At 35.4% G+C, this 14,762-nt stretch carries 17 protein-coding genes and 1 tRNA gene; 10 read left to right on the top strand and 8 right to left on the bottom strand.

From position 1 onward, the window contains the following. Window positions 1–74 precede the first annotated feature (74 nt). The 4 genes from AC3WJF_RS09505 to AC3WJF_RS09490 all read left to right on the top strand — a co-directional run bounded on the left by AC3WJF_RS09505 (window position 75) and on the right by AC3WJF_RS09490 (window position 3,671). On the top strand, window positions 75–1,061 hold the full coding sequence (locus AC3WJF_RS09505) for an ABC transporter ATP-binding protein (RefSeq protein WP_492451516.1): 987 nt from the start codon (window positions 75–77) through the stop codon (window positions 1,059–1,061). A 12-nt stretch (window positions 1,062–1,073) separates the two neighbouring features. Beyond that, window positions 1,074–2,066 carry an ABC transporter ATP-binding protein gene (locus AC3WJF_RS09500; protein WP_492451514.1) on the top strand — a complete coding sequence of 331 codons (993 nt, stop codon included), beginning with the start codon at window positions 1,074–1,076 and terminating at the stop codon, window positions 2,064–2,066. Window positions 2,067–2,588: 522 nt separating this feature from the next. Then, window positions 2,589–3,248 carry an SOS response-associated peptidase gene (locus tag AC3WJF_RS09495; RefSeq protein ID WP_492451512.1) on the top strand — a complete coding sequence of 220 codons (660 nt, stop codon included), beginning with the start codon at window positions 2,589–2,591 and terminating at the stop codon, window positions 3,246–3,248. 15 nt (window positions 3,249–3,263) lie between these two features. Beyond that, a complete protein-coding gene (locus AC3WJF_RS09490) occupies window positions 3,264–3,671 on the top strand; it encodes a VanZ family protein (protein ID WP_492451510.1) in 408 nt (135 codons plus the stop codon). Window positions 3,672–4,089: 418 nt separating this feature from the next. Here the strand turns inward: AC3WJF_RS09490 and AC3WJF_RS09485 are convergent, their stop codons facing one another. Together AC3WJF_RS09485 and AC3WJF_RS09480 are read right to left on the bottom strand one after the other, a co-directional pair. Continuing rightward, window positions 4,090–4,485 (bottom strand): hypothetical protein, encoded by a 396-nt coding sequence (locus AC3WJF_RS09485; protein ID WP_492451508.1) that lies wholly within the window; start codon window positions 4,483–4,485, stop codon window positions 4,090–4,092. Between the two features lie 38 nt (window positions 4,486–4,523). Further along, window positions 4,524–5,465: an NADP-dependent oxidoreductase gene (locus AC3WJF_RS09480; RefSeq protein ID WP_492451506.1), complete on the bottom strand. Its 942-nt coding sequence runs from the start codon at window positions 5,463–5,465 to the stop codon at window positions 4,524–4,526. 144 nt (window positions 5,466–5,609) lie between these two features. Here AC3WJF_RS09480 and AC3WJF_RS09475 point away from each other — a divergent pair, with 144 nt between their 5' ends. The 4 genes from AC3WJF_RS09475 to AC3WJF_RS09460 all read left to right on the top strand — a co-directional run bounded on the left by AC3WJF_RS09475 (window position 5,610) and on the right by AC3WJF_RS09460 (window position 7,010). Further along, window positions 5,610–5,972, top strand: a complete 363-nt coding sequence (locus tag AC3WJF_RS09475) for a winged helix-turn-helix transcriptional regulator (protein WP_492451505.1) — start codon at window positions 5,610–5,612, stop codon at window positions 5,970–5,972. Window positions 5,973–6,152: 180 nt separating this feature from the next. Continuing rightward, complete coding sequence (locus AC3WJF_RS09470; protein ID WP_492451503.1) at window positions 6,153–6,371, top strand: DUF1659 domain-containing protein; 219 nt, start codon at window positions 6,153–6,155, stop codon at window positions 6,369–6,371. A gap of 129 nt (window positions 6,372–6,500) precedes the next feature. Next, entirely contained in the window at window positions 6,501–6,719 is a 219-nt protein-coding gene (locus AC3WJF_RS09465; protein WP_492451501.1) for a DUF2922 domain-containing protein, read from the top strand. Between the two features lie 159 nt (window positions 6,720–6,878). Further along, window positions 6,879–7,010, top strand: coding sequence for a YvrJ family protein (locus AC3WJF_RS09460; RefSeq protein WP_492451646.1), 132 nt, complete (start codon window positions 6,879–6,881; stop codon window positions 7,008–7,010). A gap of 150 nt (window positions 7,011–7,160) precedes the next feature. Here the strand turns inward: AC3WJF_RS09460 and nagE are convergent, their stop codons facing one another. Together nagE and AC3WJF_RS09450 are read right to left on the bottom strand one after the other, a co-directional pair. After that, on the bottom strand, window positions 7,161–9,116 hold the full coding sequence (nagE, locus tag AC3WJF_RS09455) for an N-acetylglucosamine-specific PTS transporter subunit IIBC (RefSeq protein WP_492451499.1): 1,956 nt from the start codon (window positions 9,114–9,116) through the stop codon (window positions 7,161–7,163). Window positions 9,117–9,157: 41 nt separating this feature from the next. Further along, entirely contained in the window at window positions 9,158–9,358 is a 201-nt protein-coding gene (locus AC3WJF_RS09450) for a hypothetical protein (RefSeq protein ID WP_492451497.1), read from the bottom strand. Window positions 9,359–9,515: 157 nt separating this feature from the next. Here AC3WJF_RS09450 and AC3WJF_RS09445 point away from each other — a divergent pair. Further along, a tRNA-Ser gene (locus AC3WJF_RS09445) sits at window positions 9,516–9,607 on the top strand. Between the two features lie 536 nt (window positions 9,608–10,143). Here AC3WJF_RS09445 and AC3WJF_RS09440 read toward each other — a convergent pair. From AC3WJF_RS09440 to AC3WJF_RS09430, 3 genes are all read right to left on the bottom strand, one after another. Then, window positions 10,144–10,437 carry a DUF4183 domain-containing protein gene (locus AC3WJF_RS09440; RefSeq protein ID WP_492451495.1) on the bottom strand — a complete coding sequence of 98 codons (294 nt, stop codon included), beginning with the start codon at window positions 10,435–10,437 and terminating at the stop codon, window positions 10,144–10,146. 87 nt (window positions 10,438–10,524) lie between these two features. Next, complete coding sequence (locus AC3WJF_RS09435; RefSeq protein WP_492451493.1) at window positions 10,525–10,905, bottom strand: DUF4183 domain-containing protein; 381 nt, start codon at window positions 10,903–10,905, stop codon at window positions 10,525–10,527. Window positions 10,906–11,647: 742 nt separating this feature from the next. Next, window positions 11,648–11,803 (bottom strand): YjcZ family sporulation protein, encoded by a 156-nt coding sequence (locus tag AC3WJF_RS09430; protein WP_492451492.1) that lies wholly within the window; start codon window positions 11,801–11,803, stop codon window positions 11,648–11,650. A 601-nt stretch (window positions 11,804–12,404) separates the two neighbouring features. Between AC3WJF_RS09430 and AC3WJF_RS09425 the strand changes: the two genes are divergently transcribed. Then, on the top strand, window positions 12,405–12,875 hold the full coding sequence (locus tag AC3WJF_RS09425) for a hypothetical protein (protein ID WP_492451490.1): 471 nt from the start codon (window positions 12,405–12,407) through the stop codon (window positions 12,873–12,875). A 669-nt stretch (window positions 12,876–13,544) separates the two neighbouring features. On the opposite strand, the gene AC3WJF_RS09420 is transcribed toward AC3WJF_RS09425, so the two are convergent. After that, window positions 13,545–14,528: a DUF3231 family protein gene (locus tag AC3WJF_RS09420; protein WP_492451488.1), complete on the bottom strand. Its 984-nt coding sequence runs from the start codon at window positions 14,526–14,528 to the stop codon at window positions 13,545–13,547. Between the last annotated feature and the right edge of the window lie 234 nt (window positions 14,529–14,762).

The raw sequence follows: 14,762 nt of genomic DNA, 5'->3' as shown, positions 1-14,762 counted from the left end.
GCTAATTTCTCTTGTTCAAATAGATCGACCAGCAACTAATTCACATAGAAACCTGAAATGGGAGGGGAGAAAATATGGGGAATTTATTAGAAGTAAAGGACTTGAATGTTTCGTTTCAAACTTATTCAGGTGAAGTAAAGGCTGTTCGAGGAGTGAATTTTGAAGTCAAGGAAGGGGAAACAATTGGGATTGTGGGGGAATCGGGCTGCGGGAAAAGCGTTACAGCTAAGTCCATCATGAAGCTCTTGCCAATGCCGCCTGCCATTTATAAAAGTGGATCCATCCTTTTTAATGGAAAAGAGCTCACCCGCTTACCAGAAAAAGAAATGCAAAAAATTCGCGGCAATGAAATCAGCATTATTTTTCAAGATCCGATGACTTCACTAAATCCAACGAGTAAGATTGGGAATCAAATTATGGAAGCAGTATTAAAGCATAATAAGATTTCTAGAAAAGAAGCTTTTAAGGTTGCGCTCGAAATGTTGGAACTGGTAGGAATTCCGCAACCTGCTAAACGGATGAATCAGTATCCTCATGAATATTCAGGAGGTATGCGGCAGCGTGCGATGATTGCGATGGCCCTTGCCTGTCAACCTAGGCTTTTAATTGCCGATGAGCCTACAACCGCATTGGATGTAACGATACAAGCCCAAATACTAAAATTAATGAAGCGGCTTCAACAAAAAACAGAAACTGCTATTATTCTTATCACACATGATTTGGGAGTAGTAGCAGAGATGTGTGATAGAGTCATCGTCATGTATGCTGGGAAAGTCGTCGAAACGGGCACGGTGCAAGAAATTTTTGAAAACCCACAGCATCCCTATACGAAAGGGCTATTGAAATCCGTTCCCCGCTTAGATATGGATAAGAAAGTACCATTAGCTCCAATAATTGGAACACCACCAGATCTTATCGATCCACCAAAAGGTTGCTCTTTTTATGCGAGATGTGAAAAGGCAATGAGAGTTTGTAAAGATTATGAACCTGAGCTAAAGGAAATGGAGACAGGACAAACATCAGCATGCTGGCTGCAACATGATATGGCGATAAAAGGGTAGAGGAGGGAATACATGATGAATGAAACGAGTGTAAGCATGGATCGTGAAGAGTCTAAAGCAAAATCTCCACTTGTGGAAGTAAAGAATTTAAAAAAATATTTCAAAGTAGGTGATAAGCAGTTAAAAGCTGTAGACCACTTAAACTTTGATATCTACCCAGGTGAAACGGTTGGGCTTGTTGGGGAATCCGGCTGCGGAAAGTCAACCGCTGGAAGAACGATGATCCGATTATACGAAGCTACAGGTGGAGAAGTTCATTTTAATGGAAAGAATCTGTTTTCCCTTACTCCAAAAGAATTAATGAAGATTCGCCGCGAAATTCAAATGATCTTCCAAGATCCTTATGCTTCCCTGAATCCGCGGATGACCATCGAGGATATTATCGGTGAGCCGTTAACCATTCATGGAATTGTAAAAGGAAAACAGAAACATGACAGGATAGTAGAGCTGCTAGAGCTGGTAGGGATGAGTCGTGATCATCTTAATCGTTTTCCGCATGAGTTCAGCGGAGGGCAGAGACAGAGAATTGGTATTGCACGGGCCCTTGCGTTAAATCCTAAATTTATCATATGTGATGAACCAATTTCAGCCCTTGATGTATCTATCCAGGCACAGGTTGTCAATTTATTGAAAGAGCTGCAAAAGAGAATGGGGCTAACCTATCTATTCATTGCACATGATTTAGCAATGGTAAAATACATTTCTGATCGAATTATTGTTATGTACTTAGGGAATATGATGGAATTATCGGAAAGTGAAGAGCTATATCGCGACCCGCTCCATCCTTATACAAAAGCATTACTATCATCTGTTCCTGTACCAAATCCAAATTTTCACCGAGAGAGAATTGTCATTTCTGGAGATGTTCCGAGTCCAATAAATCCGCCCAGCGGCTGTGTTTTCCGAACCCGCTGCCCACACGCGATGGACATATGCGCAGAGACAAAGCCAGATTGGAAGGAAGCAAAACCAGGGCATTATGTTGCCTGTCATTTATATACATGAACCAAATCGGGTGGTGGTTACAGCCCGGTTTATTTTTTGTTGGGATATTTTTATTTGTAAAGGTTGGATTGTTCCTTAGTCATGGTCAGACTTAGGAGAATGGTAACAATCAGGGAAGTATTGTTCCCACAAACAAGAGTGGGGAGAGAACGATAACAATGAATGTTGGATTGTGCCGGCAAACGAGATAATGGAAGGAGAACGGTAACAATCAGGGGAGTATTGTTACCGCGAACAAGAGAATGGAAGGAGAACGGTAACAATCAGGGGAGTATTGTTCCCGTAAACAGGAGAGGGGAAGGAGAATGGTAATAATTAGTGTAGTATTGTTCCCGCAAGAGCTGATTTCCTAAAGAAACGGTAACAATATAGGCGTTATCGTACCCGAAATTCTGCATTCTTTGACAATACTGGAAATCAAAGAATCTGCTCTATACCAATGTGTTTTCTAGCTATAAATTATTTAAAGAAATATTTCTATGATACAATAAATTAACATCACTTAAATTGGAGTGTTCCAGTATGTGCGGTCGATTCAATCTTTATACTAATATTGACATTTTATTGGAGAGATTTGAACTTACAAATGTAGATTGGATCGAATTATCTCCTCGTTACAATATTGCTCCTAGTCAGGATGTATTCGCTATTGTGCAAGGAGAGCATGGTAATAAAGGTGGATTTTTAAAATGGGGGCTTGTACCGTCATGGGCCAACGATCCGAAAATAGGATATAAAATGATTAATGCTCGTGCAGAAACGCTAGCTGAAAAGCCAAGCTTCAAAAAACTCCTCTCTAGAAGAAGATGTTTAATAATTGCCGATGGTTTTTATGAATGGAAAAAAGAGGAGACTACCAAACAGCCCTACAATATTCGTTTGAAAACTGGAGAACCATTTGCCTTTGCAGGACTATGGGACCGCTGGGAACAGAATGGGGAGAAACTTCAAACCTGTACAATTATCACAACAAATGCAAATCCATTAATGAAAGAGATACATGATCGGATGCCAGTTATTTTAACGAAGGAAACAGAAAAAATGTGGCTGAACAGAAAACTAGGGGAAGAAGCAAAAAAGATCCTAATTCCGTATGACCATTATGAAATGGAGGCATATCCGATTCCACCTCTCGTAAACAGTCCGAAAAATGAAGGAAAAGAACTGATTAATTTAATATAATAATGAGGTTATAAAATGAAAAAAGAAGTATTTTGGTGGATTATCGCTATATTAATGTGCAGCGCGATTTTTTTCTTTACCGGAACACAAGCATCAACAGGTTCCAGCACACAGCATATAATTGAAAAATTAACAGGTATAAGTCCAGAGCAAGCGAGCAAAGTAAATTGCATATTTCGTAAGGCTACCCACTTATCAGCTTTTGGCTTTCTAGGGGTATGCTTTTACATGGCTTTAAGAAAAAGAACGTTCCTCGCATGGGAGATCACAACGATTTACGCTGCGACAGATGAATATCATCAATCCTTTGTACCGGGAAGAACCGCATCTTTTAAGGACGTAATTATTGACTCTTGTGGCTGTATTATTGCGATTTTTATTGTTAGGTATTTTCAAAAGAAATATGCAAAAGGTAAGGAGTAATTTCTTGTTATTACTCCTTACCTTTTTTTATAATACTGTATTTTACATGCTTAATTGAGTTGGAAGGAAAATTAAGCTATGGAGCAATATATTCTAGGATGTATCTTTTTTGTTGGTTTGAAATAATGCTTGAATAAAAATATTGGATGCAGCCTTATTTTGTGGTAAATGAAAAACAACCATTTTGAACAAAGCTTGATCAAAGTGGTTGTCTCTATTCTAATTGTCAATTTGATTTTTATAAAAAAGAGTGATTAAAACTTTCGCTCAAATATTGTTAAGAAAGGATTATCTCTACACAGCTGTTGTGTATGTTTAATCAAACTTTATTTAAAAATGCTATAAATTGCTCAACTTAAATAAATGGATTATTATAACATTAAAATTCGCCCATAGAAGGGCGAATTTCCATACAATCTTACTTTCTAAATGAGTTCATGATTAATCCAAAATTTTCTTCGAAATTTTTGTACGGATTCACATTTTTTTGACCACTAACTTTCATAGCATAACTCGCAAAGTTCAGACCAGCCCCATAAATTTGTAATGCTCCATTTGCTAAATCCCCATTTTGAATAAGCTCAATTCCGTCTTTTAAGAAGTTTTCACTTTCGTCAAAGTGACAATCCGTAATATATTTTTCCCCACTGTGATATAACTTTAAATTTTCGATGATTTTATTTGCTGTTTCTTCACTAATTGAAGCGTCTACATTAATTAATAATTGGTTAATTGGTTTTACCAGTTGAGCATATAGGCTATCATAATTTTCACATATATCAGCAATTTTAATTCTTAATTCTTTTGAGTTCATATTAATCTTCTCCTTGCGTTTTTTTATTTTTTCTAATCTTAAATAGAATTAACTTCCAACAGAATTCTTCCTCTAGCATGTCCAGTTTCACTTTTTTCATGAGATTCTTTCGCTTTACACAATGGATAAACTTTTTCAATTTCAGATGAAATTTTACCTTCAGCTAGTAATTGAGCAATGGTTTTTAAATTGTCTATTGTTGCTTGACCTGTATTAAAGTGTACTTGAATGCCCAATTTTTCCGCTTTATCTGAAGAAAGAGGGTGTGTAAGGCTAACTAGTGTGCCACCTTTTTTAACGACCTTCCAAGATTGCTCCAAAGTATTTCCACCAACAGCGTCAATAACTAAGTCGAATTCATCTACAACATCTTCAAAGGCTGTCTTTGTATAATCAATTACTTCATCTGCACCTAAAGATTTTACAAATTCAATATTATTAGTTGAAGCTGTGCCAACAACTTTCGCTCCGTGCCATTTAGCGAGTTGCACAGCAAATTGTCCTACTCCTCCAGCAGCAGCGTGAATCAACACTTTTTGATTCGGTTGTAAATTTCCTTCACTAAATAACGCCTTCCATGCAGGAGCAGCACCAGCTCTAATAGTAGCAGCACTTTCAAATGATAATCCGTGTGGCATATGCAATATATTTTCTTCAGTGGAGATCGCGTATTCAGTGTAACCACCATTAATAGCAGTACCGAATACAGCTTGACCAACTTTAAAATTCTTTATACTGCCTCCAACTTTTTCAACGATACCTGAAATTGAACCTCCAGGGATATATGGGAAAGATTTAGGAAATATACTATGCAAGAGCCCTTTACGCATTTTCCAATCAAATGGAGTTACAGTTGCATAGCGGACTTTAATAAGAAGCTCATTGTCTTTTGGTTCTGAGCGAGCGATTTTTTCATGTTTCAGAACATCAGTATCTCCATATTGATGTACTCTAATAGCATTCATTACCAATGAAGACATACAATTCAACTCCCTATTTCAATATACCAGCTGGTTTTTTAAGGCCTAACCATATATTATATTAATGGGATTGTTTATAAAAGTAGTAACATTTTTATAACTTAGTCACAAAAACAGAACTATAGTATAAAGGAGGCACTTTTCATGAGTTTAAATAAAGAGACAAATCCAAACTTACCCGAAAATAAATGCACTGTCTCTTATACACAGCGATTAATTGCAGGAAGATGGAAACTAGTTATTATGTGGCACTTAAGTAAAGAAACAAGACGATTTAACGAACTTCAAAAGCTTCTACCTGGTGTTTCAAAAGGAATTCTCACTAGACAATTAAGGGAAATGGAAGAAGACGGATTAGTTCATAGAGAAGTCTATAAAGAAGTCCCACCTAAAGTTGAATACTCTTTAACAAAAGAAGGACGTGAATTTCTCCCGATACTCACAAGTATGGGAAAGTGGGGAGAAAAGCATAGAGAGATTCTAGAAAAAAAGAAAAACAATAAATAATTTCATCGAAGAACACTATAGACCGAGGTCTTATACTAGAAATCCCCTCTAATCATTGAAAACTAAAGGATATTCGATAATCAAAAGAACCGGGCGGAATTTTGCCCGTTTTTTTCTTTTTTAGGGGTGTCCATTTCTATCCCAGAAGCCTATATAAAAGGTGAAGGGAGGTGAATACAAATGGCAGAAATACTTCTAAAGGATTCCAGACTAAAGCTAATCTTCGATAACGGAGTAGACGGTGATGGCAAGCAATTGTTTAAAAGCAAAACTTTCAGCAATATTCGTCTAGATTCTACTCCTGATGAGCTGCAAAATGCTGCACAAGCAATTGCATCTTTATCTCAAAAGGCGCTTTATGGTGTGGAACGTAATGACAGCTCGGATATTCAGGCGTAATAGAGCAGGATTTCAAGGCTAGGTTAGCTAATGTTGTTTACGGTTTAAACTTGATTTCGTAAGAATGTACCGTTAATAACAATCATTTTTAACAAAGCCTATTTCAAAAAAATGAGGGAGGTGAAAAAAGTGAAAACTCTAGAATTGCAATTTGTCACAGCAAATAATAAAACTGCTAATATATCGATCGAGGATCCTATCGAGCCTGTTGATACTGTGAAGGTAAAGGCCGCAATGGAGCAAGTAATCGCATCCAATGTCTTTCAAAATTCTACCGGTTATGCTTATGCCGAAATGAAGGGTGCTAGATTAGTCGATCATAATGTCACGGAATATACGATTGAATAGTTTTGGTAGGGAAGGCCTTGTTCGATTCGGACAGGCCTTTCGTACTTTACTCGTGGGATTATTAGTTGTATTCACGGGAATGTTATGAAATTTGGCGGGATTATAGCTCAAATTAACGGAATTATTATTAGAAAGGAGGGGATTGTTTTGGATAGTATCATGTCCTTCATTAATGAGGTCGGCTTTCCCATCGTTGTATCACTATATCTTTTGTATCGTATTGAAACGAAGCTGGATGCAGTCGTGCAATCAATTCAAAGTCTTCCTGAGCGAATGAAGAGTCGTGAATAAAGGAAGAGGCTTGAATGGCAAAATTGTCTTTCAAGCCTTCTTGAATTTGATTGTGACCTCACTGTTAAATCGACTACCATAATTAATAGTACTAGCCGAAAATAATGAATTTGGTGCATAGAAGCAAGGTGCCATACCATTGATTAAAAATTATTCAATATCAATAATACCTTTGTCACCACGGTGTATCATTCCATCTTTAAGCAACTTTACTTGTCTATCTTGTTCAAGATTTGTAAATACAATCGGTGTCACAATGGATGGAACCTTCTCCTTAATAAAATCGATATCCATTTGCGCCAGCTTTTGTCCTTGTTTTACACAATCCCCTTCTTTAACATGTACGGTGAATCCTTCACCCTTAAGATTTACTGTATCCAGCCCCATATGGATTAGCACCTCAAGTCCAGCTTCTGATTCTAAACCGATCGCATGATTTGTTGGAAATACGGACTTCACCACTCCGTTAAAAGGGGACTGCACTTCTCCATCTGTTGGATCGATCCCAAATCCATCACCCATCATTTTTTCGGAAAAGACTTGATCAGGAACGTTTTCTATTTTTAGTAGCCTTCCGCTAATAGGAGCAATAAAGGTATCCATATCAAACTTTGTAGCTCGATTTATATTGTTTGCTTCTGGCTGTTTCACTGAACCGGGTGATTCAGGTACAGGAGGATGGTCCAGAGCATACAGCTTTTTCAAGGCATTTGCCGCAAATTCAACATCTGGGCCGACGATGATCTGAACACTGGATTTACTTGTCTTCATTACACCCCGCGCTCCGAAACGTTTTATCGTAGTTTCATCAATATTGGCGCTATCCTGAACATCCAAGCGCAACCGAGTAGCGCAGTTATCAATATTAGTTAAGTTTTCTTTTCCTCCGAGCCCTTTTAAAAATCCGGCAGCCATGATTGTATACTTATCACTCCCGGAAAGTGCGACAGTATCATCATCTGCGAATTCATCCTCATCTTCACGCCCAGGTGTTTTTAAATCACGCCATTTGATGATGAAGTAGAATATGATGAAATAGATTACCCCGTAGATTAAGCCGACTAATAGTAAGAGCAGAGGCTTCGTGGCAATTCCATAGTTCAAAATATAATCAATTAAGCTTGCGGAAAAACTGAAGGAATCATGAATTCCGAGCAAGTATGTCACCGCAAACGATGTGGCAGTTAGTAAAGCATGAATAATGTAAAGTAGTGGCGAAACGAACATAAATCCAAACTCAATTGGTTCGGTAACTCCAGTAACAAATGAAGTTAACGCCATACCGAGAAGTAAACCCGCAGTTTTTCTGCGTCGATCCGTTTTGGCTGTCATCATCATAGCTAAACAAGCAGCAGGGAGACCAAACATCATGATAGGGAAGAAGCCGGTCGTAAATGTTCCGGCAGTTGGATCATGGTGGAGGAAGCGAGTAATATCACCATGATACACATTTCCGGCAGCATCTTTAAAGGTTCCGAAATCAAACCATACAAGCGTGTTAATAATATGATGCAAGCCTAAAGGAATAAGGAGTCTGTTTAAGAATCCGTATATTGCATAACCAAAAGCGCCAGCACTTGTAATCCAATGAGCTAAAGCATCAATACCATCTTGAACATATGGCCATATAAACCCAAAAATAATGCCTAAAATAACTCCCATTAATGCGGTAATGATAGGAATAAATCTTCTTCCACCAAAAAAAGCAAGCCAAGTTGGTAGTTGAATATCGTGGAACCGATTGTATAACATTCCGGCGACAATCCCGGAAATAATCCCACCAAGAACTCCCATATTAACAGCAGGATTAATGGCATGTGTAGTAAAAGTTAATACCATATAGCCAATGGCACCTGCTAAAGCGGCTGCCCCATTGTTATCCTTTGCAAATCCGATGGCAACCCCAATCGCAAAAAGAAGAGCTAGATTGCTAAAAACAGCATCTTGACCAATCGCCATGCTTCCAAAGAAAGCATTTCCAGCTTCAGCAATAAACTTTATATTTAGTAAATCCGGTTGACCAAGGCGCAGCAATAAACCCGCCGCTGGTAGTACAGCAATAGGAAGCATTAAGGATTTACCGATTTTTTGCAGAAATGATAGCATGAATCCTCCTCCTAAAGTAGTGATAAAATGGATCTAATAGTTTAATCTATGGATATCTTCGTTTCCCGTTTGTCCATTTTCGGTTCACGTTTGTCCATTTCTTGAATCACATCGATTAAGTCATCAATCGCTTTCTCACGCACATAACTTTGATTATCCTCTAACTGGGCTGTTACACTGATGATCATTCTTTTAATATAAGTCCAGTCTTCTTTAAAGGTTAAAAAATCAATCGTTTCCAAGGCTTCTCCCTCCTACGATAATTTACCTTTAAGGTATCCATTCTTTGGAATTTATATTCTTTTAAAGGAAATATAGGGTGAATATTTCATGCTTTGGATATCATTATTGATTGATAGAAAAGGTGAATTTAGTATAATAATAGAAGGAAACTATTTTGGAGGAGTACCCAAGAGGCTGAAGGGGGCGCACTCGAAATGCGTTAGGGGTATAAACTGCCCGCGTGGGTTCAAATCCCACCTTCTCCGCCATACATAATAACGATAAAGCATTGTGCTTTGAGGTTGATACTTCAATCATAAGATTTCGTAAAATGAAAGCTTATGCTTGAATTTACTTGGCGAAATTATATACTTGAATTTTTAGAAAGATATAGTGAATTAAACAGTGGAAAAGCTGATGATCAAATAAGATCATCAGCTTTTTTATAATATAAAGGCATAATAGTGCAACATGGGATGATATTTCTTATTGAAGTAAAGGGAGATTAGTTGTGCGAAATACTTCTAGCTTAAATGGAGGATGGTAAAATTCCCCTGGTAATTCATACAGAGCTGTTCCATCGAATACAACGATAACCGGATCAGCCGATTTATCGCACAATACAGGAAATGTGCTGTTATAGGAATTGAATTAGGACTGAATAATTGGAATTGTCATCATAAGACAACTAACCATCTGCTTGGGTAGTTATTCCAGTAATATAAAAACCCCGAAATTTGGGAGATATCTAGCCAAATTTCGGGGATAGTGCTGTTTACGACTTTGACAAAACTACTGTTATTATTTAAAAGTTGTAAACGAGATTGAGTACAATAGGATCGCCTGGGTCAAGGATAGCTCCACCAACAATGGTTAAGTCTGAAGTAGTAACGGTAGCTACACCGTTTTCTTGGGGTTGTCCATTAATATATAATGTTAGAGCTGCAAAACTAGTGTTGAATGCAGTAATAGAAGCACCATTGTCATCTACAAAAGCAGTTGCTGGAATTACCAAGTCTGCTCCAGTAACTGTACCTGCACTGGCGGGAGCATAGTATTTGTTTGATTTAAAATTTGGGGGAATAAGAGTCGCTGCCATATTTATCACCTCCTTTCAGAAAATTTTAAGAAGGTTTAGCTTATATATTAATACATTAAATGTATAGTTTTCTATAACGACAAGAACTTATTTAGTATTATCATTCTTTGAAATGAGACTTATAAATTCCAAAGAAATCGGGTCATCCTTATCCAATATGAAACCACCTTTTAATGTAAGTTCATAAGGGGTAACTAAACCGACACCATTTTCCTGAAGCATTCCATTTATAAATAAATTAAAATATTGAAATGTTGCGGGAAAAGTTTTAATTGGTAATCCATTATCATCGACAAAAGAAATAGCAGAAATTTGCAAATCAGATCCATTTGTAATTCCTTCAGAAACTTTAGAAAAGTATTTCTTGGAAGTCAAAGTTACGGATTGTTTTTCTTTGCAACAACAATCATTTTTAATCCTAATATGAATAATATTCACTGAATTACTCATATTAATATGATTGTTCATCTTTTCACCACCTTATTTATATCTTTATATATTTATATTCTTTTTCAGTCATCATGTAAAAGACAAGTTCTCCATATAAAAAACACATTTTTATCTTCGAATCTTATATAGATTTTAAACTTACATGTTTCTTATTAAAGTAATGGGGATTAATTGAATAAAAAAATGCGTCTCTCAATTAGAGAAGGTTCTCTTTACTTATTGGGGTACCGTCAGGAAAATGCGGATTTTCAATGTTAAGGAAATTTCAATATTAAAAAGCCAGATTTCCCAATAAAATTAGACTTATATCATTACTCCAGGAATAGCGCCATAATAATGGAATAATAGATATGATTCATTTGCAATTTTAGTTGGAGTCTCTAAAGATTTTTTAACAAGTTTAATTGAATAAAGAATGCTGTTCTTCAAAAAATTAATCACTATACTAGCTAATTCTGCATCTTCTAGGAGTGGCTATGAATCTGTGATTGATGCTGTTCCTTTATGTACGTTGACCAGTTATTTTCATAAATACGAAACCAGGCAGTAGGAGAATAAAGTGGATAATTTATCCAATTAATATACCGATCTCTACATACAAAATAGTGAGATGCGACTTAGGGAGTTGACCTATTTCAAGGTTTATTACTGAAATAAATATGGAATGGGTAATCCCATTCCATAAATGTATATTTGCAATTTCTTAAAAAAAAGAAGTATACGATAAAACGATGAAGTTGATATTCACTATTAAGTAATTTTACCAAATGAATGGGAAGAATCCACCAATAAATACAGGATCTCCCCCACCAGCACTTGCTCCACTAGCACCACCAACATATGAAGCACCGATAATGATTAACAGAATAAATAAAACAACAATTAAAGCAAAACTTCCTCCACCAGTACCACTCATATCAACACCACCTACTTTATCCGGATCTTTAATAAAGTATGTTTATTAATTAAATTTGTCTGTACATGCACCTAATTAAAAATCATTTTAGGTGGGGTGTAGAAAGCCTAAGTTTGAATATCTTTTGTAAATGCCACCTGCTACTACCTTTGCATATGTTTTAGCATTAGCCCGATCCGTAAAATATGTAAAGGTTGAAGCTTGGGCAGCAAAATAAAAAAATTGAAGTTTCTTGAAAAATTGATGCATATTGAGCGCCTTTATTTAAAATAGGAAAATAAAATTCGAATCATATACTTGCCAAGAGTTTCGAATTTGATGAAAAAGCACGTTAAGAGTTAGAAATATTAGGTTTCTTATCAAAAATAATAATTTATGTACATTAATTTGTGACACACAAAAATCTCTAAAACTACTGATATATCAACCTTTTTTACACTTTTAAAAGTCTCTTCCTTCTCACTCTGTATTAAATTAAAACAAGTAAAATTAATTTATTGAACTGATATACTAGAAAATATAACGCTGAAAAATATAGGAGGTTCATTCATGAACGTTTTCTTATTTTTGTTATAATTATTTAATATGAGGGAGAGTACATATGAATAGGAATGTAAAATATATACTAACCGTATTATTGCTTGTTATAATCTTTTTATATCTTTTTTTAGGAAAATTTGAAGATGATTCGCAAAATGATAATGAAATGTCTATTTTCCATAAAGTTGAATTAATTCAAGTAATAGATCATATTCATAAAAATCCCATTGTATATACTTTCAAAGGTAATAAAAAATCTTTACTTGTCGAATCTCTCTCTACTATTTTTTATAAAAATAATACTGCAACCGAAGCTGATGTTAACCATCCCCTATACAGCATTTATATAAAACAAAAAAAATTAAATATGAATACTCCTATTATTATATATGATAATGCAGTATCTTTACATAATAGAACAATTTCATTGTCAAATGAGGATTATAGAAAAATCTCACATGAAATTGAGAGATTACTATATAGAAAAAAAATGTCTTCAAACCCGAAACCCAAATCGCTCAGTTTAAGGTAAAAAAGCATAAAAGAAGAGGGCTTTTAAAGTCGGAATTAACTTAAAAGCCCTCTCTCCGTTAATTCTTCACTGTAACTGAAGAATTAAAAAGATTATAGTAATGACTATTGAAAAAGAGGTTGACCTTTATTTAGAAGAGTTGGCAATAATATGATCAAATAGGTGGCAAACTAATGGTTGAAGTCTCATATTGTTGTGACTTCAACCATTAGTTTTCGTAAAAGAAGGCGTATGCTTGAATTTACTTTGTGAAATTATATACTTGAATTTTTAGAATGATATATTTCAACAAAACGAGGGGTAAGGATGATGGTCAACTAAGATTGCCAGCTTTTCACATTGAACTATGGGTATAGTTCAACATTTGGTGCATTGCTCTTATTGGAGTAAAGGGTAGGAATGTTTAATAATTAAATAATCAACACTAGGATTAATTGTTTTTATTTAAGTGGTAATAGTATTGATATAGACTATCCAGTCTAACGAAAAAAAGTTGCTATTGTTTATAACTACAATATTACTTGTCCAAGTAGGCTATTATGTCTAATTTACTAACAACTTCTAAAAGTCTGTCAAAAATATTCCTCACCAAAACAATACAATAGTATGATATAACACCAGCCGTTCATATCCCAAACTCTTCTTAATTTATGTGAAACAACAAAAAAATTAAGTGTCCATTTTCGGTGGTTCTTCTAACCATCCATTAGACATCATAAGCTTCGCACCTTCTATTGTGTATTCATATATATCCTTAGCGAATACACCTGTTTTCACCATAACATCATTACGTAAAATGAAAGCTAAACTAAAGCCTTGACCTCCAAGACTAAACCCGCCTAGAAGGAAGTTACAAAACATCATCAGTTTATCCGAAAATGGTGCCTCAGTCGATCCTGTAACTGTACCTCCTGGTGTAGCAGGTGGCTGAATATTATTCTGATGAAGGAGTTCCTCGGTTTCAATCAAAATTTTCTTCGAAAGCTCTTGTCCTTTTGTAAAATATTTTTTCACTTCTTCATTCTTAGCACTTTGGGCAAAACCTTTCATCAATTGCATACCAGTAATATTTGTCTCAAAGGAGTGATATAGTATTCCAAACTCAACAGTATTTAATGTTCTCTTATGACCAAAAAGATTAGTTCCCTTCATGTAGTTTTTATCGGTAATATAATCAACCGAGTTTGGCATAGTTATAAAGTTCGGGCGAGAAAGAAATTCTTTTTCAAGAAGATACTGTGTAAATAAATTATAATAGGTCTGGGTTAAATCAGTAAGTTGCTTATAATACTTAACGATATCTTCACGATAGGATGTAGTCATATGTAGGACATACATGCCCATACTAATTTCTTTTAATACTCTACTGAACATAATATCAAATCCGTCCTCATATAACTTAGGAGCATTCAGATTAACATCTTCTTTAGTAAACCCGATTGGCAGTGCAACCCCGTCATTTTCAAACATCACTTTTAGTTCGATGACCTTCGGATGAAGTTTTTTCCACAATCCTGACATTAGATCTTTAGCTTTTTGATCGTCGGATTTCTCAATAAAGTACTCCAATATCCGCAAAATCATCGTTTTTTTTTGGTAAGTTATCCATAATGAACCCAGTTCCGCCGAACTCATTTTACTCCTATTATTCATAAATATATTCACCCAGCTTTATTTTTTTATTATCTTTTACCTTACTGAGGAAAAAATTCATATGTTTAACAATACATTCTTTTATTCACCCAAATGGCCCGATTGTGGAACAAGAAAAAGTCTTGCATATCTAAAACAGGATTTTTAATCAAACATTATTATTAATTATCAATCTTTATTTTAAATAATCGAACTTTGTTTTAAATGAGCAATCTTTTTTTAAAAACTACAGCA

This window comes from Heyndrickxia sp. FW510-T9, assembly GCF_058781025.1.
Note: the sequence above shows the minus strand (reverse complement) of the source record. Positions and strands in the feature narration are given on the sequence as shown.

What these genes read in the sequence shown, in the direction of transcription:
- AC3WJF_RS09505 (WP_492451516.1), top strand. Translation starts at nt 75, where the DNA reads ATGGGGAATTTATTAGAAGTAAAGGACTTGAATGTTTCGTTTCAAACT.
- AC3WJF_RS09500 (WP_492451514.1), top strand. Translation starts at nt 1,074, where the DNA reads ATGATGAATGAAACGAGTGTAAGCATGGATCGTGAAGAGTCTAAAGCA.
- AC3WJF_RS09475 (WP_492451505.1), top strand. Translation starts at nt 5,610, where the DNA reads ATGAGTTTAAATAAAGAGACAAATCCAAACTTACCCGAAAATAAATGC.
- AC3WJF_RS09480 (WP_492451506.1), bottom strand. Translation starts at nt 5,465, where the DNA reads ATGTCTTCATTGGTAATGAATGCTATTAGAGTACATCAATATGGAGAT.
- AC3WJF_RS09470 (WP_492451503.1), top strand. Translation starts at nt 6,153, where the DNA reads ATGGCAGAAATACTTCTAAAGGATTCCAGACTAAAGCTAATCTTCGAT.
- AC3WJF_RS09435 (WP_492451493.1), bottom strand. Translation starts at nt 10,905, where the DNA reads ATGAACAATCATATTAATATGAGTAATTCAGTGAATATTATTCATATT.
- AC3WJF_RS09425 (WP_492451490.1), top strand. Translation starts at nt 12,405, where the DNA reads ATGAATAGGAATGTAAAATATATACTAACCGTATTATTGCTTGTTATA.
- nagE (WP_492451499.1), bottom strand. Translation starts at nt 9,116, where the DNA reads ATGCTATCATTTCTGCAAAAAATCGGTAAATCCTTAATGCTTCCTATT.
- AC3WJF_RS09420 (WP_492451488.1), bottom strand. Translation starts at nt 14,528, where the DNA reads ATGAATAATAGGAGTAAAATGAGTTCGGCGGAACTGGGTTCATTATGG.
- AC3WJF_RS09460 (WP_492451646.1), top strand. Translation starts at nt 6,879, where the DNA reads ATGTCCTTCATTAATGAGGTCGGCTTTCCCATCGTTGTATCACTATAT.
- AC3WJF_RS09490 (WP_492451510.1), top strand. Translation starts at nt 3,264, where the DNA reads ATGAAAAAAGAAGTATTTTGGTGGATTATCGCTATATTAATGTGCAGC.
- AC3WJF_RS09440 (WP_492451495.1), bottom strand. Translation starts at nt 10,437, where the DNA reads ATGGCAGCGACTCTTATTCCCCCAAATTTTAAATCAAACAAATACTAT.
- AC3WJF_RS09430 (WP_492451492.1), bottom strand. Translation starts at nt 11,803, where the DNA reads ATGAGTGGTACTGGTGGAGGAAGTTTTGCTTTAATTGTTGTTTTATTT.
- AC3WJF_RS09495 (WP_492451512.1), top strand. Translation starts at nt 2,589, where the DNA reads ATGTGCGGTCGATTCAATCTTTATACTAATATTGACATTTTATTGGAG.
- AC3WJF_RS09485 (WP_492451508.1), bottom strand. Translation starts at nt 4,485, where the DNA reads ATGAACTCAAAAGAATTAAGAATTAAAATTGCTGATATATGTGAAAAT.